Source organism: Thalassococcus lentus (assembly GCF_028023555.1).
In the GTDB taxonomy this organism is placed as follows: domain Bacteria; phylum Pseudomonadota; class Alphaproteobacteria; order Rhodobacterales; family Rhodobacteraceae; genus Thalassococcus_A; species Thalassococcus_A lentus.
Genome location: NZ_JAQIOY010000002.1, coordinates 96,269 through 112,481, shown reverse-complemented (window position 1 = coordinate 112,481; position 16,213 = coordinate 96,269). Strand labels below are relative to the sequence as shown.

15 protein-coding genes are annotated in these 16,213 nt (G+C 57.7%); 8 read left to right on the top strand and 7 right to left on the bottom strand.

Going from position 1 to position 16,213, the window contains the following annotated elements; translation table 11 throughout:
* Positions 1-3 precede the first annotated feature (3 nt).
* A complete protein-coding gene (locus tag PFY00_RS05665) occupies positions 4-270 on the bottom strand; it encodes a hypothetical protein (RefSeq protein WP_271431566.1) in 267 nt (88 codons plus the stop codon).
* A complete protein-coding gene (locus tag PFY00_RS05660) occupies positions 257-3,070 on the bottom strand; it encodes a [protein-PII] uridylyltransferase family protein (RefSeq protein WP_271431565.1) in 2,814 nt (937 codons plus the stop codon). The genes PFY00_RS05665 and PFY00_RS05660 overlap by 14 nt, the downstream gene beginning before the upstream one ends.
* Positions 3,071-3,132: 62 nt before the next feature.
* Here PFY00_RS05660 and PFY00_RS05655 point away from each other — a divergent pair, with 62 nt between their 5' ends.
* From PFY00_RS05655 to PFY00_RS05635, 5 genes are all read left to right on the top strand, one after another.
* A complete protein-coding gene (locus tag PFY00_RS05655) occupies positions 3,133-3,720 on the top strand; it encodes an NAD(P)H-dependent oxidoreductase (RefSeq protein WP_271431564.1) in 588 nt (195 codons plus the stop codon).
* Between the two features lie 10 nt (positions 3,721-3,730).
* Positions 3,731-4,204: a YbaK/EbsC family protein gene (locus PFY00_RS05650; protein ID WP_271431563.1), complete on the top strand. Its 474-nt coding sequence runs from the start codon at positions 3,731-3,733 to the stop codon at positions 4,202-4,204.
* A gap of 159 nt (positions 4,205-4,363) precedes the next feature.
* On the top strand, positions 4,364-4,795 hold the full coding sequence (locus PFY00_RS05645; protein WP_271431562.1) for a DUF2852 domain-containing protein: 432 nt from the start codon (positions 4,364-4,366) through the stop codon (positions 4,793-4,795).
* A 79-nt stretch (positions 4,796-4,874) separates the two neighbouring features.
* Positions 4,875-5,321: an RDD family protein gene (locus PFY00_RS05640; protein ID WP_271431561.1), complete on the top strand. Its 447-nt coding sequence runs from the start codon at positions 4,875-4,877 to the stop codon at positions 5,319-5,321.
* A 131-nt stretch (positions 5,322-5,452) separates the two neighbouring features.
* Positions 5,453-6,268, top strand: a complete 816-nt coding sequence (locus PFY00_RS05635) for an arginyltransferase (protein WP_271431560.1) — start codon at positions 5,453-5,455, stop codon at positions 6,266-6,268.
* 16 nt (positions 6,269-6,284) lie between these two features.
* Here PFY00_RS05635 and PFY00_RS05630 read toward each other — a convergent pair whose 3' ends face one another.
* From PFY00_RS05630 to PFY00_RS05615, 4 genes are all read right to left on the bottom strand, one after another.
* Positions 6,285-6,530, bottom strand: a complete 246-nt coding sequence (locus PFY00_RS05630) for a hypothetical protein (protein ID WP_271431559.1) — start codon at positions 6,528-6,530, stop codon at positions 6,285-6,287.
* Between the two features lie 182 nt (positions 6,531-6,712).
* A complete protein-coding gene (locus PFY00_RS05625; protein WP_271431558.1) occupies positions 6,713-9,070 on the bottom strand; it encodes a TRAP transporter large permease in 2,358 nt (785 codons plus the stop codon).
* 11 nt (positions 9,071-9,081) lie between these two features.
* Positions 9,082-10,020, bottom strand: coding sequence for a TRAP transporter small permease subunit (locus tag PFY00_RS05620; protein WP_271431557.1), 939 nt, complete (start codon positions 10,018-10,020; stop codon positions 9,082-9,084).
* Between the two features lie 121 nt (positions 10,021-10,141).
* Positions 10,142-11,227 (bottom strand): TRAP transporter substrate-binding protein, encoded by a 1,086-nt coding sequence (locus tag PFY00_RS05615; RefSeq protein ID WP_271431556.1) that lies wholly within the window; start codon positions 11,225-11,227, stop codon positions 10,142-10,144.
* A 449-nt stretch (positions 11,228-11,676) separates the two neighbouring features.
* Between PFY00_RS05615 and PFY00_RS05610 the strand changes: the two genes are divergently transcribed.
* Positions 11,677-13,116 (top strand): cache domain-containing protein, encoded by a 1,440-nt coding sequence (locus tag PFY00_RS05610; protein WP_271431555.1) that lies wholly within the window; start codon positions 11,677-11,679, stop codon positions 13,114-13,116.
* A complete protein-coding gene (locus tag PFY00_RS05605) occupies positions 13,113-13,754 on the top strand; it encodes a response regulator transcription factor (RefSeq protein WP_271431554.1) in 642 nt (213 codons plus the stop codon). Before PFY00_RS05610 ends, PFY00_RS05605 begins: the two co-directional genes overlap by 4 nt.
* 27 nt (positions 13,755-13,781) lie before the next feature.
* Here PFY00_RS05605 and PFY00_RS05600 read toward each other — a convergent pair whose 3' ends face one another.
* The gene (locus PFY00_RS05600) at positions 13,782-14,018 is read right to left on the bottom strand and encodes a hypothetical protein (protein ID WP_271431553.1); all 237 of its coding nucleotides are present in this window, start codon (positions 14,016-14,018) and stop codon (positions 13,782-13,784) included.
* A gap of 426 nt (positions 14,019-14,444) precedes the next feature.
* On the opposite strand from PFY00_RS05600, the gene PFY00_RS05595 reads away from it, so the two are divergent.
* Entirely contained in the window at positions 14,445-16,199 is a 1,755-nt protein-coding gene (locus tag PFY00_RS05595; protein WP_271431552.1) for an acetolactate synthase 3 large subunit, read from the top strand.
* Positions 16,200-16,213 lie beyond the last annotated feature (14 nt).

Sequence of the window (16,213 nt, the reverse complement as noted above, 5' to 3'; positions counted from 1 at the left end):
GACTCACTGCATCACGCGCGCCGCGCGTCCGCCACGTCGCTTGGCCGGACCGGCGGCCTTTTGTCCCTCGATCAGAACAGCAGTCATCGGATGATCCGGCTCTGGATGGCGCGTCAGCAGCTTGGCAATCAGCGGATTGGTATCGGCCCCAACAGGAAGCGACAGCGCCCAGTCGAGAAATATCGACCGACATTCGCCCGACGTGATGCCTTCGATCCTGTAGGCATCAGCAATCAGTCCCTTGGGGTCTGTGGCGTCACCCTTCTTCATGACTGTCTCCTGTCGTCTGATAGCGTGCCAGATGGCGGTCTATCACTGTTCCGGCTTCTGATGCGTGTTGCATCAATCTTTCCGCCAGCGTGCTGCCTTCGGTGCAGCCCGTCAAGCGCCGTAAGAACGCGCGCCCGCCCGGCCCCATGGAATCTGGATCAATTCCTGCGTCGCTGACCAGCTTGCCGCCAATCTGCAAAGCCCAAAAAAACCCATACGCCTTGGTCAAGGCGTCCGCGTCTGCCTGATCCAGCCAATCCGCCATCCGCAATGCGCGACCGGTCTGGCGGACCGCCTTGCCTTCGATCAGGGATGCAGCCTGCGCAAAAAGCTCAATGTCCTGCATGCGCCCTGTGCCGATTTTCGCCTCCCATGGGGTATCCGCCTCTTTGGCAGCGGCAATACGCGCCCGCATTTGGGCGACTTCCGACAAGACATGCGCCGCGTCTGAATGCTGAGCCAGAAGCGTAGTTCGGAACTGTTCAACGTCCTGCGCCAATTCAGACGGCCCGGCAACCACACGCGCCCGCGTCAGGGCCAGATGCTCCCAGACCCATGCCTGAGTTTTCTGATAGTCTTTAAACGCGGTCAGCGAGGTCGCGACCGGTCCTTGATTGCCCGAGGGACGCAGGCGCATGTCCATTTCGTAAAGCCGCCCCTCGGCCATCGGCGCCGTCATCGCGGTGATCAGGGCCTGCGTCAGACGGGCATAGTAGGTCCGTGACGGCAAAGGCCTGCGCCCATCCGATGCCTCTACATCCAAAGGATCGTAGATCACGATCACATCCAGATCCGAACGCGCGTGCAAACGGGCCGCGCCGAGCGATCCCATACCCACCACAACAGCGCCGCGCCCCGGTGGCGTGCCGTGTTTGCGCGCAAATTCTGTCTGAACCACCGGCCAGAGTGCGGCCAGCGTCGCCTCGGCCAGATCGGCATAGGCGCGTCCGGCCTCTTCGGCCTCCATCAATCCGCGCAGCAAATGCACGCCGACCCGGAAATGCCACTCCTTGCCCCAGCGGCGCGTCAGATCGAGCCTGCGCTCATAGTCTTTCTCGGCCTCGAGCTGTGCAGCCAGTTCGGCGCGCAAAGCTGCCATGCCGGGCCATGGACTAAAGAAGTCACCGCCGATGACGGCATCAAAGACCGAAGCATTGCGGGCAAGATAGCGCCCGAGATCCGGCGAGACATCGGTTATGTCCACCAGCAAATCGATCAGCTGCGGGTTCGCTTCGAACAGGGAAAACAGCTGCACGCCCGCAGGCAAACCTGACAGGAAGCCATCAAAGGCAACCAGCGCCTCTTCGGGGCGGGCCGCCTGCCCCAGACGGCGCAGGATCTCAGGGCGCAACCTTTGAAAGATTTCCCCGGCCCGTTCCGACCGCAGCGCCGGATAAGTTGGCCAGCGAGAGGGAATATCCGATCCCGTGAGCGCTTCGGGCAGACTGTCCAGCGCGCCTGTTGCCTCGGGTGCAAAGAACCCTTCGGTCAGTTCGTGAACCTCGGTCAGCCGCTGGCCAAGCTCGGCCTCAAGAGCGCTGCGATCCATGCCCATCAGGCAAGACAGCCGTTCGAAACCCTCATCGCTCTTGGGCAAATCATGGGTCTGCGCATCGCCGACCATCTGAACACGGTGTTCGACGGTACGATGAAAGTCATAATGCGCGCTAAGCGCCGCCGCCGCGTCGTCAGGCACCCAGCCTTTTTCCGCAAGAACCGACAACCCGTCGACCGTGCCACGCACACGCAATTCGGCGTCCCGGCCGCCCGCGATCAGTTGCCGGGTCTGGGTGAAAAACTCGATCTCGCGGATGCCGCCGCGCCCCAGTTTCATATTGTGCCCCGGCAAGGTGATCGGTCCATGCAGCCCCTTGGCCTCGCGTATCCGCAGCCGCATATTGTGCGCGTCTTCGATCGCGGCAAAGTCCAGATGCTTACGCCAGATGAACGGTCGCAGCGTTTCCAGAAACCGAGCACCTGCTCCGGTGTCACCAGCTGATGGCCTTGCCTTGATATAGGCCGCCCGTTCCCAGGTACGCCCAAGGCTTTCATAGTATCGCTCTGCTGCCTCCATGGCGATGCAGACCGGTGTCACCGAGGGATCCGGACGCAGCCGCAGATCCGTGCGAAAGACATAGCCGTCACCCGTTAGATCGTTGAGCATGGCGGCCATCTTGCGCGTGGCCCGAACAAAGCTCGATCGCGCCTCGTGGTAGTCATCCGGATCAAAGCGGGTTTCATCGAACAGACAGATCAAGTCGATGTCGGACGAGTAGTTCAACTCGAACGCGCCCATTTTACCCATGGCCAGCGTGACCATCCCACCTGCTGTGGGAATGTCATCCTCAGTCGCGCCCGGCAGCTTGCCACGCCGGATTTCGGCTGCAATGGCATCTTCCAGTGCGGCCTGACTGGCGGCATCGGCGAACCGTGTCAAAGCGCCTGTTACTTCGTGCAACGACCATGCGCCGCCCAGATCGCACAGCGCGATCAGCAAGGCCGCCCGCCGTTTCGCGACCCGGAGCGCGGTTGGCAATTCGGCAGATCCGGTTGATGCCAGACCGGATTGCAAATCAAACATGGCCGTTTCGGGATGGCCCACGGCTATTTCCAGCCAGTCCGCTTCCTTCTCGATCAGTCCCTTCAGATAGGGGCTGGAGCCGCCTGTGCCCTCAAGCAACTCAGCCAGCGCACCGCTGGCCCAAGGAACACTGTTTCTGGTTTCAGCGCCGCGGTCCTTTTCAAAGGCGCGCGGCAGTCGCGTGATACGATCAGCGAGAGGGCGGTCTTGGTCTTTCATATCTGCAGATGGCCATGCCGTTGCAGGCTTGGCAAGGGGCACGCGGGCTGCAACATAGACGCATGAAGGTTCTATTGGTCACCGCGCATCCTCTGTCGGCGTCGCTCTGTATGCGGCTGGCCGATCATCTGTGCGAAACGCTCGAACAGGCGGGTCACAGCGTCACACGTCGCGATTTATACGCCGAAAACTATGATCCATGCCTCAGTGCCGATGAGCGGACTGCCTACTTTGACAAGGCATTCGACGATTCTGCCGCCCTGTCCGATGTACAGGGTCTGGTGCTGGTATTCCCCACGTGGTGGTTCGGATTGCCTGCCATTCTGAAAGGTTGGATTGATCGGTCTTTCATGCCCGGCGTAGCCTATGATCACGCGCCGAACGGCGGGCCGATGATACCCCGACTGAGCGGCCTGAGATCCGTGCTGGCGGTCACGACGCTTGGCGCGCCTTGGTGGTACGACCGGCTCATTGCGCGGCGCCCGGTCAGGCGCAGTCTCAAATGGGGCGTTGTCAAACCCTGCGCACCCAAGGCCCGGTTTCGCATGCTCAGCCTGTATCAAAGTGAATCGGTGGCCCCTGAAAAACTAAACCGTTTCGAATCCCGGATTGAAGCGGCCGCTCAATCCCTTTTTCCAAATAACCTGTGATGAATCCCCCATGAGCAAAAGTCTGAAACGTGTACGCACCGCCCTTGAGCAAGCCGGTTTGATAGCCGACATCCAAGAAGTGGGTCAGGCCCGCACGGCGCAAGAAGCCGCCGAAAGTGTCGGCTGTCATCTCGATCAGATCGCCAAATCGATTATCTTTCGGGCTGAAACAACGCAGGAAGCCGTCCTGTTCCTGACCGCTGGTGGCAACCGGGTCGATGCGGCCAAGGCAACCGTTCTGGCTCAGGAACCGCTGGGCAAAGCGGATGCGGCGCTGATCCGCGCCCAAACCGGGTTTGCCATCGGCGGCGTGGCCCCCTTGGGCCACCTGAACCCGATCCGCGCATGGATTGACCCGCGCCTGCTGGAATTTGACCGTGTATGGGGTGCGGCAGGCACACCGCGGCATGTTTTCCCGATTGATCCCGCTGTATTGCCCCAATTAGCAGGCGCAATCGTCGCTGATTTCACCGAAGTTTCGTAAAAAAATTTCATTATAACCAACTGATTTTAATGAAATTTAAAAGTTAATGTAAAAAACATTCACATAGTACCTTGAAAGCTGCCTTCCCGGTTCCGATCTGTTGTAATGTGAAAGGCATTCACATCGAAAACAAACACATTACGAAACGGAGAGACGACAATGACAACCGCAACCTATGACGCCCCCCTGCCCGCCAACGCTGGCTGGTTGACCCGGGCCGAGGCCTGGTTGGACCAACGGGGGAAAGGAGCCTGGATTGCCGCAATGGTTATCGGCTTCATCTTCTTCTGGCCCGTCGGTCTGGCCCTTCTCGCATATATGATCTGGAGCAAACGCATGTTCAACAATTCCTGCCGCCGTGGCGGCCACTCCTCGCGCCGCCACGCCATGGCTGCCCTGAAACCAAGCGGCAACCACGCCTTTGACACCTACAAGGCCGATACACTGCGCCGCCTGGAAGAAGAGCAAGACGCATTCGAAGCCTTCCTGCAGCGTCTGCGCGAAGCCAAGGACAAGGCAGAATTCGACGATTTCATGGATGATCGTGCAAAACGGGCAAAAGACCTCCAAGAGCAGCCCGAAGACGCGTAAGCTAAACGCGTCGACCGCAGCCCCGTCCTCCCCGGGGCTGCGTATCCGACTTAGAACGACTCATTATTCCGAGGCACGCATGTATCGCGACCCTATTTCCCATCTGCCCGACCCGATCAGGCAGGCTGAATTTTACGAAGGCGTCACCCTGAAACGCGGTGTCGCATGGATTTTCGACTTTATCATTACGGCATTGCTTGTTGTTCCGGTGCTCGTCTTCACTGCCTTTTTGGGCGTATTCTTTTTGCCTCTGCTGTTTTTTATTGTTGGCTTCTTCTACCGGGTATTCACCATCACTCACGGCTCGGCCACGTTGGGAATGCGCATGATGGCCATCGAGTTCCGCGACATGCATGGCCAAAGGCTGGACCGCCAACAGGCGTTTATGCACACGCTGGGCTATACCTTCACCATCATGACCTTTCTTTTGCAGCTGGTATCCATCGGCTTCATGTTCACATCAGAACGCGGACAGGGTCTGACCGATATGGCGCTTGGCACAGTCGCCTTGAACAAACGGGCCTGAGCGCCGCAAACAACCGATCCCACGATCGCAAAAGCGAGGTCTCGCCTGCTGGCGTGGCCTCGCCATTTTCGGGGGGTTGGCTGTCCTGACAATCATTGTTACCGTTTGATTAACGCTCAAAAAGGTCTTTCATGCGCCACTCATTGCCCCTTGCGCCGCAGTTTTATGTGACGGCTCCCCAGCCCTGCCCCTATCTGCCGGGCCGGATGGAGCGTAAATTGTTCACGGCTCTTCAGGGTGACAGCGCATCCAAATTGAACGACAGCCTGTCAAAACAGGGCTTTCGTCGGTCGCAGAACGTTCTGTACCGGCCCTCTTGTTCGGATTGCGCGGCCTGTTTGTCCGCGCGTATTCGCATCGAAGACTTCAAACCAAGCCGCAGCCAATCCCGCACGAAAAAGCGGAATTCTGGCCTGACGCGCCGGGTGGCCAGCCCTTGGGCCAGCGAAGAGCAGTATGACCTGTTTCGCCGCTATCTCGATGCCCGCCATGCTGATGGCGGTATGGCGGATATGGACGTCTTCGAGTTCGCGGCGATGATCGAAGAAACGCCGATCCGAAGCCGGGTCATCGAATACGTTGATCAAAGCACGGACCAACTGGTGGCCGTTTGTCTGACCGACATGCTCGATGACGGTCTGTCGATGGTCTATTCGTTTTACGATCCGGACTATGCCAGCAAGAGCCTGGGAACCTGGATGATCCTCGATCACATCGACATCGCCCGCGAAACCGGCCTGCCCTATGTCTATCTTGGCTATTGGGTGCCCGGCAGCGACAAGATGGGCTACAAGGCGCAGTTTTCCGCCGTTGAAGTGTATCGCAAGGGCCATTGGGAAGATCTGGGAGACGCGTCACGCTACGAGTCCGACATGCATCCTCTTTCAACGGATCCAATTGCGGAACAGGTCGCAAATATCTCGCTGCCTGACACGCGCGGTACGTGACCGACTAAACCACTGATTAGCCCAGCAGATACGGCAGTGCCGGTGTCATTGTCAGACAACCTGTGATCAGGATTGCGGCACGCAAAACATAGCCAGCATCAATGGCTAACGAATAACGGTCCTGTTCATGAAATGGGCCAAGCCAGTCGTCAAAGCCGCTGTCCCAGCCTTCACCGTCTTGATGCTTGCGAACCAAAGTCACGTCATTCACACGCTTGGTGCGCGCATAACGCGCCAGCGCTTCCGCTCGGGTTGATGCCATGTGTGCTTGCCTGATCTGCTCTTTTTTTCAACGCTATCCCGCAGTCGGCGCAAAGCAACCTAAAAGATTCCGAACTCGCCTTTTAGGTGTGTATTTTCTTAGGGATACTGGCACTTGTGCCACAGTTGAAAAGGGCTGCCCTAGCGGACAGCCCCTGATTGTATCATCCAGTCAACCCCGTATCAGGGCATCAGATCGGGAACGATCGTCACAATCCCGGGGAAGAACCACAGGATCAGCAGACCAACCACCTGGATCAGCACGAAGGGAATAACCCCGCGATAGATATGCCCGGTGGTCACCTCTTTGGGCGCCACACCGCGAAGGTAGAACAACGCGAAGCCAAAGGGCGGCGTGAGGAACGAGGTCTGCAGGTTCACCGCGATCATGATCGTGACCCACTTTGGATCAAAATGCGCACCGTAGATAACCGGACCGACGATTGGCACAACGATGTAGATGATCTCCAGGAAGTCGAGCACGAAGCCCAGAATAAACAGGATGATCATCACGATGATGAAGGCCGTGGCCGGGTTCTCAAAGCTCCGCAGGAACTGCTGGATGTAGTGTTCGCCACCAAAGGAGATCACCACGAGATTCAACAACTGCGAGGCAATGAGAATGGTGAAGACCATACTCGTCACCTTGGCCGTTTCCCGTACCGCCGGCGTTAGAACCCCGGACCGGTACAGAACCCAGCACGAGAACAACAGCCCGAAGAGCGCATAGAGATACAGCGCGTTGGCAAAGAAGAACGCCACCCAGCTTTCGGCGCTGACCTCTTCAGTGTTGATCCGAAGGTCAAAGTTGATCCCGACAAGGATCAGCAGAACAACCGCCAGAGTGGACCAGATGATCACCTTGGGCGATTTATCTTCGTCCTTCAGCTTGCGATAAGCCGCCAGCATAATGGCGCCCGCCGCACCCAGTGCCGCTGCAGGCGTCGGGTTCGTGATCCCGCCAAGGATCGAGCCAAGAACGGCAATGATCAGGATCAACGGCGGGAAGACCACGCGCAGCAGTTCGTTTTGCGCCAGTCGCATCATCGCGTGATAGCACCCAAAGACCGTCATGGCCCATGGAATGAGCATCATCGCAACAGTACCAGAGGCAGATGTAAGCGGCCCTATCAGCATGATATCCACAAGACAGCCAAGCACGATACCAGCCGCACCGATCAACAATGGACGCGGATCCGACGATGGGGACACGCCCCGAGCGAACGACAAGATCAGGCCAAAGATGACCGACAGAACCGCGATACCGATCCCGATTGGGGCGGCGTTGCTGACCATGTCGGCACGGATCTGTTCGATTTCTTCCGGCGAGCGGCGCACGCTTTCCTGCTGGCCACCAGAAGCTTCGATTGCCGCCTGCTCTTCCATTGCCGTGTCCCAAGCGGACTGGCCGTGCAGCTCGATCATCGAGGCCTGACACTGCTCTGACACGTTGGTACGCAGGCTCGCGCCTTCACCCAGGTCAGAGAAGCTCGAAACCGTGGTGTTCTGAGTACCAACGATGTTGACCTGACCAAACAACAACGCACCGGCGATAAGAGCCACCGGCACACCAAGATACCAGGTGAAGGCTTCGGACCGGGTCACAGGTTCGTTGTTTGCCGATCCCAGCTCAACCGCGGGGGCCTTGGACGGGTTCAGCATCGCAAAGCCAAAGGCATAGGCCGCATAAAGACCGGCCAGCAGGATACCCGGCAATAGCGCCGCCTGGAACAAGGTACCGACCGACAGAACAGCCGGTTCACCCAGATAGGTCAGCGCGTCTGTGCAACCTTCCAACTGGGCGCGCTCTTCTTGCGCGGCAGAGTACAAATCCCCGGCAAGCGTGCCCAGCAGAACAATCACGATTGAAGGCGGGATGATCTGCCCAAGCGTACCCGAAGCCGCGATAACGCCGGTCGCCAATTCCGGCGAGTAGTTGTTTCGAAGCATGGTCGGAAGCGCCAGCAAGCCCATAGTTACAACCGTCGCACCCACGATCCCGGTAGAGGCCGCAAGGAACGCACCCACAACAACGATCGAAACAGCCAGACCGCCCGGCAGTGGGCCAAAGACCCGCGCCATCGTGGTCAGAAGGTCGTTCGCGATCTTGGAGCGTTCAAGCACGATGCCCATCAGAACAAACATCAAAACAGCCAAAAGTGTTTCGATGGACTGACCGGCGATAACGCGTTCGTTGATCCGGTTTGTGATGCCTGCGATCACGCGCTTCATGGCGTTGGCGGCATCCCCGTCTGGGAAGATCGAGTCCGTGGCAATCCTGGGTAAGTCCGGATGCGTAAAGACGGATATGCCCTTGGCCGCGACCCCATCGGCCAGCAAGGCCTGATAGGCGTCCGAGCCAGTGTCGATGGCCTGGTGTATCAGCAATCCTGCGCTGTCCAGAGCCGTGATGATGCCGAACGACAGAACCCCTGCTCCGCCGATGGCAAAGGCCACCGGAAAGCCTGACAGGATTGCCGAAAACAGCATGAGAAAGACGATGATCAGGCCGATTTCGACCCCATCCAATCCGAAAATCATATTCCTGCCCCTCAGAATTCCGCGTGATCGTAGGGTTCTTCACCCTGCTCGAGCACGTCTTTGTCCAGATATTTGCCCTCGGATTCGGGGCCCTCTTTCCACTCCAGGTACGAGCGATAGAAGAACGCCCATGCGTGGATAAAGATCATTCCGACCATGATGATCATCAGGATCTTGAACAGGAAATACCCTGTGAACCCGTTCGGGCTGAACCCGATGGTTTCGACGTTCCAGCGCACCGCGCGGGCTTTGAGTTCAAGCCGCTGCAGCGGGTCTGTTGGTGCCACCGGAGGCACGATCAGCGAACGCCACATGAAGAACCATGTGTACATCCACACCAGAACCGCCATGGGAAGCATGAAGATCATTGAACCGACCATATCGATCACGCGCTTGGCACGGTGAGACACGGCCGAGTAAACCAGATCGACGCGCACGTGTCCGCCTTGGACGAAGGTGTATGTCAGGCACAGGCACACGACCATGGCATTGAAAAGCTTCAGTTCTTCGGCGAACCAGGAAATGTCGAACTGCAGTGGAATACCGAAACCGATCGAGATGTCGGGTCGTGTAAAAATCCGCTGCATGAAAACGATGATGACCTGCTGCAAGACCATGAACAGGCCGGCCCAGGCAGCAAAGCGACCAACCGTGTTGGCCAATCCTTCAAGCGCGCGAACCACGCCCCACAGGAAATTGTTGCGCCAGACACCCACGATGAAAATCAACAGGAAAACGGTAAAGGCGGCAAAGAAGAACTCGACCGAAGCGCCGTAGTACACGACCCGCATGATCGATGCTTTGTCTTCGGTGGTGTTGTTCCAGGTGATCCAGTCCAGCCAGGCCGACGGATGTGTCAGCGCATATCCGATGTTGTAGATGGACAGCGCGAGGTTCTCAGCGATCCAAAGGATCCAGGAACCAAGCCCGTTTGCGGCGTCTTCTTCCATTATGTCCCCCAAAGTTGTCCGCACACCCATAGGTCTCTGCCTACAGTGCCGGACGGACATTCATCTTGATAAAGTGAAAGGCCCCCACAGGGGAGCCTTTCGCAGTGTTTTCGCGGGAAGCTTAGCCGCCCAGCACGCGTACGCGCTGCTCGACGTAGTAGCCGTCCGACTTCTGAATCCACGCCGCGGAGTTCGCGAGGCTTTCTTCGAAGGACTTGCGGATCTTGGCGAAGATTTCGTCGCCCATGTTCTCGTCCATGACTTCTGCAGAGGCACGGCCGAAGGCGTCCCATACATCGTCGGAGAACTGAAGCGTCTTGACGCCCTGTGCCTGCAGACGGGCCAGAGCGGCACCGTTGTTGGCCAGTGTCTGAGCCAGCTGGAAGTGTGTAACAGCCTGCGATGCAACGTTCAGGATGTTCTTGTGCTTGTCGCTCAGGTCATTCCAGACGTCGAGGTTGACCGAAGATGCCAGAGCCGAACCTGGCTCGTGGAAGCCCGCAGTGTAGTAGATCTTGGCAACTTCCTGGAAGCCGGCGCGTTCGTCAGCCATTGGGCCAACCCACTCCAGACCGTCCAGAGCACCAGACGACAGCGCCTGATACAGTTCACCGCCCGGGATGTTCTGAACGGATGCGCCCAGTTTGCCCAGAACCTTACCGCCGAGGCCAGGCATACGGAACTTGAGGCCGTTGAAGTCGTCAGCCGAATTGATTTCCTTGCGGAACCAGCCACCGGACTGCGAACCGGAGTTACCAGCCAGCAGGCCCTTCAGGTTGAAGATCTGGCCCAGCTCGTCGTGCAGTTCCTGACCGCCACCGTGGTGGTACCAGTTGGTGACTTCCTGTGCTGTGCCACCGAATGGAACAGCTGTGAAGTAGGCATAGCCCGGGTGCTGACCGATGAAGTAGTAATCAGCCGAGTGGTACATGTCAGCCTGACCCGACGAAACGGCGTCAAACACTTCCAGTGCGCCAACCAGTTCGCCCGGCGCTTTCTTGTCGATGGTCAGTTCACCATCGGAAATACCGGCAACATATTCTTCCAGCAGCGTAGCCGCGTCATCCAGAACGGCAAAGCCGCGCGGCCACGATGTGACCATGGTCAGCGAACGCTTGCCCTGCGCATAGGCCGGTGCTGCCAGCGACGAAGCCGCTGCGGCGCCTGCGCCAACCGTGGATGCTTTTAGAAAAGAACGACGATCCATGTGTATCCTCCCAGATATGGTCGTGCGACGGGGCATACCCCCGCGCGGATCGGTTAAAGTGCGCAAAGCGTAGTCGCGCCCCCTACGTAATGAAATACCCACTGCTACGGAGTTAAGCGCGAAAAACGGACAAATGCGTATAGTTTGATCGTACTGTTAACGCTCACATTTCATGCATTTAGGCTAAATCATTGCACGGCAGACCACAGATTCGCCTGTTTCGAATCGATGATTCGTCGCCCCATCACGCCCAGCCTTCAGGCGATCGAAAGGACCTCGATTTGACGCTCGAAAATCGCTGAGCAAACCCCAAACACAACTCAGAAACACAGTTTTTTGGCAGGCCGCCAAGATCCAAGGGGCCGGATCGCACTTCAAATCCAATTGTCGAAGCCCACAAAAACGCTCTGGATTTGCCTCTGGCCCGATCTTCGGGCTAGCTAAGGCGCATGAGCGTGTTGTTTGACCGACTAAGGCTGACTTATGGGCAGAAGCTTTTTCTTCTGGCCTCGGTGCCGCTGATTCTGGCGGCATCGGCCATTGCGCTGCTTGTGGCCGCTCAGTCTCGTGCGCTGGCCGAACGGGAAATCCGCAGTCTCGAAACCCAGCTCATTGAAGCCAAGAAGCGCGAGCTACGCAACTACCTCACGCAGGCGCGGAACGGGTTCTATTTCATCTACGGTTCAGCATCGCCCGAGGACGAGGCTTCAAAGGAAACGGTTCAGCAAATCCTCGCAGCCATGATCTATGGCGACGAAGGCTTTTTCTTTGTCTACGACTACGACGGAAACAACATCGTGTCTCCGCGCCAAACTGAGATGATCAACAGGAACTGGTGGAACCTGCAGGACAGCGAAGGCACTGCCGTTGTTCAGGAATTCATCTTTACCGCGCGCTCTGGTGCAGGCTACGTCGAACACCTTTGGCCCAAACCTTCGACCGGCGAAGAAGGCCGGATGATCACCTACATCACCTCCTTCCCATCATGGCGTTGGGCGGTTGGAACCGGCGTTTTCATCGACGACGTACTGGCTTCTGTCGCGGCAACCCGCGCCGAGGTGGAAACGCGGGTGCAGCAGACGTTTTTCTATATCAGTATCATTACACTCGCGGCGCTTTTGGTTGTGTTCCTGTCCGGCCTGTTCCTGAACATCCGCGAACGCCGACTGGCCGACGCAAAGCTGAAAGAGCTGACCCAGCGTGTCTTTGATACGCAAGAACAGGAACGCGGGCGCGTTGCACGCGAGCTGCACGATGGGATCAGCCAAATCCTCGTGGGCATCAAATATGCTCTGGACATAACCCGGCGCCGCGTCGAAGCCGGAGACGTGCGCGCGGGCGAAACACTGGACAAAGGCATCGGCAACTTGTCGATGGCCATCAACGAAGTGCGCCGCATCAGCCGCGATCTGCGTCCGGGGGTTCTGGACGATTTGGGTCTCGGCCCTGCCCTGAAGGCTCTGACTGACGATTTCCGCCAACGCACTGGTATCGATACAGGCTTCAACACGGTTGTTTTTCGCAACCGTCTGGATCAGGACGCAAAGATCGCGCTGTACCGGATCGCTCAGGAAGCGCTGACAAACGTGGAACGGCATTCCGGCGCATCAAGTGTCCAGATTGATCTGCGTGGGCACCGAACCGGTGCAACCCTGCGCATTTCCGACGACGGGCAAGGGATTGAAACCAACAGACGTCATCCCTCACCCGGGATTGGTCTGCGCAATATGCAAGAGCGGATGGAACAGCTGGGCGGTACGTTGCGCGTGCTGTCTTCCAGATCCGGAACGGTTATCGAAGCGCAGGTTCCCCTGTCGCATTTGCTGCCACCCGAAAAAGGTGACAAAGCCGCGCCCCAGAACAGCCCTGCCAAGAAGGTGCAAGCATGACAAAGACAATCCGAGTCGTTGTGGTCGACGATCACCCGATGGTCGCCGAGGGCATCGAAGCCATTCTGGAAAGTTATGATGACATCGAAGTTCTGGCGACATTGTCGGACGGTCAGCAGATGATAGACCAGTTGAACACGCTGGCTCCGGACGTGATCCTGATGGACATCAACATGCCCGGTCTGGGCGGTTTATCGGCAACCGAGATGATCCTCGAACAGGCGCCCGAAACACGCATTCTGGTTTTGTCGATGCATGACACCCCGGAATACATCTCAACCGCGATGAGCCACGGTGCCCGCGGATACGTGTTGAAAGACGTGCCCACAGAAGAAATCAAACAGGCCATTGATGCGGTGATGCGCGGAGAAAGGTATCTGTGTACCGGTGCCGAGGGGGCCCTGATCCCGTCTGAATCCGTGCGCGATCAACTGACGACACGGGAACAGACCATCCTGCTGCAACTGGCGCAGGGGCATTCCAACAAGGAAGTGGCGTTGACGCTGGATATTTCGGTCCGCACGGTCGAAACGCACCGCAAGAACATCAAGCGCAAGCTGGGGATCAGCACGACCGCTGGCCTGACGCGCTACGCGTTGGAGCATGGCGTCCTGCAAGGAACGGGCGCAAACGTCTGAAGATCAGACCTTGCGCCAGTCAGAATTTCAAATGTCGGTGCCCAGACAGCTTTTGCAGCCAGACTTTTCGTCAGCGCCCAGAACCGCGGGCAGAACCTTGGCTTTGTCCTGCTCAGCCTGATCCTGAATAGTGCTTGCCGCAAACCGATCTGTGTCTGAGCCGCTGAAGACAGCCAGCCCCATCAAAGCAGCCAGCCCCATCAAAGCAGCCAGCAAACCGGCCTTGCACAACGTGAAGTCACGAAAAAATATGTGGCGTGTCATGGCGTACTCCTTCGCCTCTGAACCAATGCTTGGGATTTTGACGCAAGGTCCGATCATATACAAATCACGAAGCCGCGCGCAGTTGTTGCAATCGGGCGAACAATCGCCAAAGCGGCAAAGTTTCGCCAAACCGGCACAGAGCCCGAAAATCCCGATTGCGCAATTTTCGAAAAGAAATTCGCCCTGACCGACAACTTTTTTCATTGGCGCTGTTGACGCTCCGAAAAGCCCGCAATAATGTCCTCGCGCGTAGATAGGAGCCTTTGGGACATGATTTTCCCGCTAGTCGTCATTGTAGGAACCAGGCGTATGGACCGGTAGCGGTAACCTGACCGGACCCCATGCGCCCCCGCCCAAGTGACCGGGGGCTTTTTTTTGCGCAAAACGAACAAGACCAAAATGTAGTGTCGTAAACGGAGAACAGCGATGACACGTCAGATGACCGGAGCGAAAATGGTAGTTCAAGCCCTGAAGGATCAGGGTGTGGACACGGTATTCGGATATCCCGGCGGTGCCGTCCTACCGATTTATGACGAGCTGTTTCAGCAAAACGAAATCAAACACTTCTTGGTGCGCCATGAGCAAGGCGCAGTTCACGCCGCCGAGGGTTATGCGCGCGCAACCGGAAAGCCCGGTGTCGTGCTGGTGACATCCGGCCCGGGTGCGACGAACGCCGTGACCGGATTGACCGATGCGCTGATGGACAGCATTCCGATTGTTGTTCTGACAGGTCAGGTTCCGACATTCATGATCGGCTCGGACGCCTTTCAGGAAGCGGACACCGTTGGAATCACCCGGCCCTGCACCAAACACAACTGGCTGGTGAAAGAGACCGAAAAGCTGTCGGCGACGATCCACGAGGCGTTCCATGTCTCGACCTCGGGCCGCCCCGGCCCGGTTCTGGTCGACATTCCAAAGGACGTGCAATTCGCGTCAGCGGACTATCAGCCGATGCAAAAGGCAGCCACGCGCCACTACCAGCCGCAGGTCAAAGGCGACATGGCAGTAATCGAGCAACTGGTTGAAGCTATGGAGACGGCCGAACGCCCGGTTTTCTATACCGGTGGCGGCGTAATCAACTCCGGGCCCGGTGCCAGCCAATTGCTGCGCGAACTGGTCGAAGCCACAGGCATTCCGATCACCTCGACCCTGATGGGGCTCGGCTCCTATCCTGCTTCTGGCAAGAACTGGCTGGGCATGTTGGGCATGCACGGGCTGTACGAAGCGAACCTTGCGATGCATGGCTGCGATCTGATGATCAACATTGGTGCGCGCTTTGATGACCGGATCACCGGACGTCTGGATGCTTTCAGCCCCAATTCGCGCAAGGCCCATGTGGATATCGACCCCAGTTCGATCAACAAGGTGATCAAGACCGATTTCCCGATCGTTGGTGATGTCGGCCATGTGCTTGAGGACATCCTCAAGGTCTGGAAGTCGCGGGGCCGCAAAGTGAACCGCGAAGGTCTGGATCGTTGGTGGAAACAGATCGAAGACTGGCGCAGGGTTGATTGCCTGAAGTTCAAGCCTTCGGAAAAATCCATCAAGCCACAGCACGCCCTGAGCCGTCTCGAAGCACTGACCAAGGGGACAGACCGCTACATCTGTACCGAAGTGGGCCAACACCAGATGTGGGCTGCGCAGTATCTTGGCTTTGAAGACCCGAACCGCTGGATGACTTCCGGGGGTCTTGGCACCATGGGCTACGGCTTCCCCGCGTCGATCGGCGTTCAGGTTGCGCATCCCGAAGCGCTGGTCATCAACGTGGCGGGTGAAGCCTCCTGGCTGATGAACATGCAGGAAATGGGTACAGCTGTTCAGTACAATTTGCCGGTCAAACAATTCATTCTGAACAACGAACGACTGGGCATGGTGCGCCAATGGCAGGATCTTCTGCATGGCGGCCGCTACTCGCACAGCTGGTCCGATGCCCTGCCCGATTTCGTCAAACTGGCCGAGGCCTTTGGCGCCAAGGGCATCTTGTGCGACAACCCCGATGATCTCGACGAAGCGATCAAGGAAATGCTGGCCTACGATGGGCCGGTCATCTTTGATTGTCTGGTCGAAAAGCACGAAAACTGCTTCCCGATGATCCCATCGGGCGAGCCGCACAACAAGATGCTTTTGGGCGACGACACAACAGAAGACGCCATCGCCAGCAAAGGCGCCGTTCTGGTTTAACCTACGACAAGGCC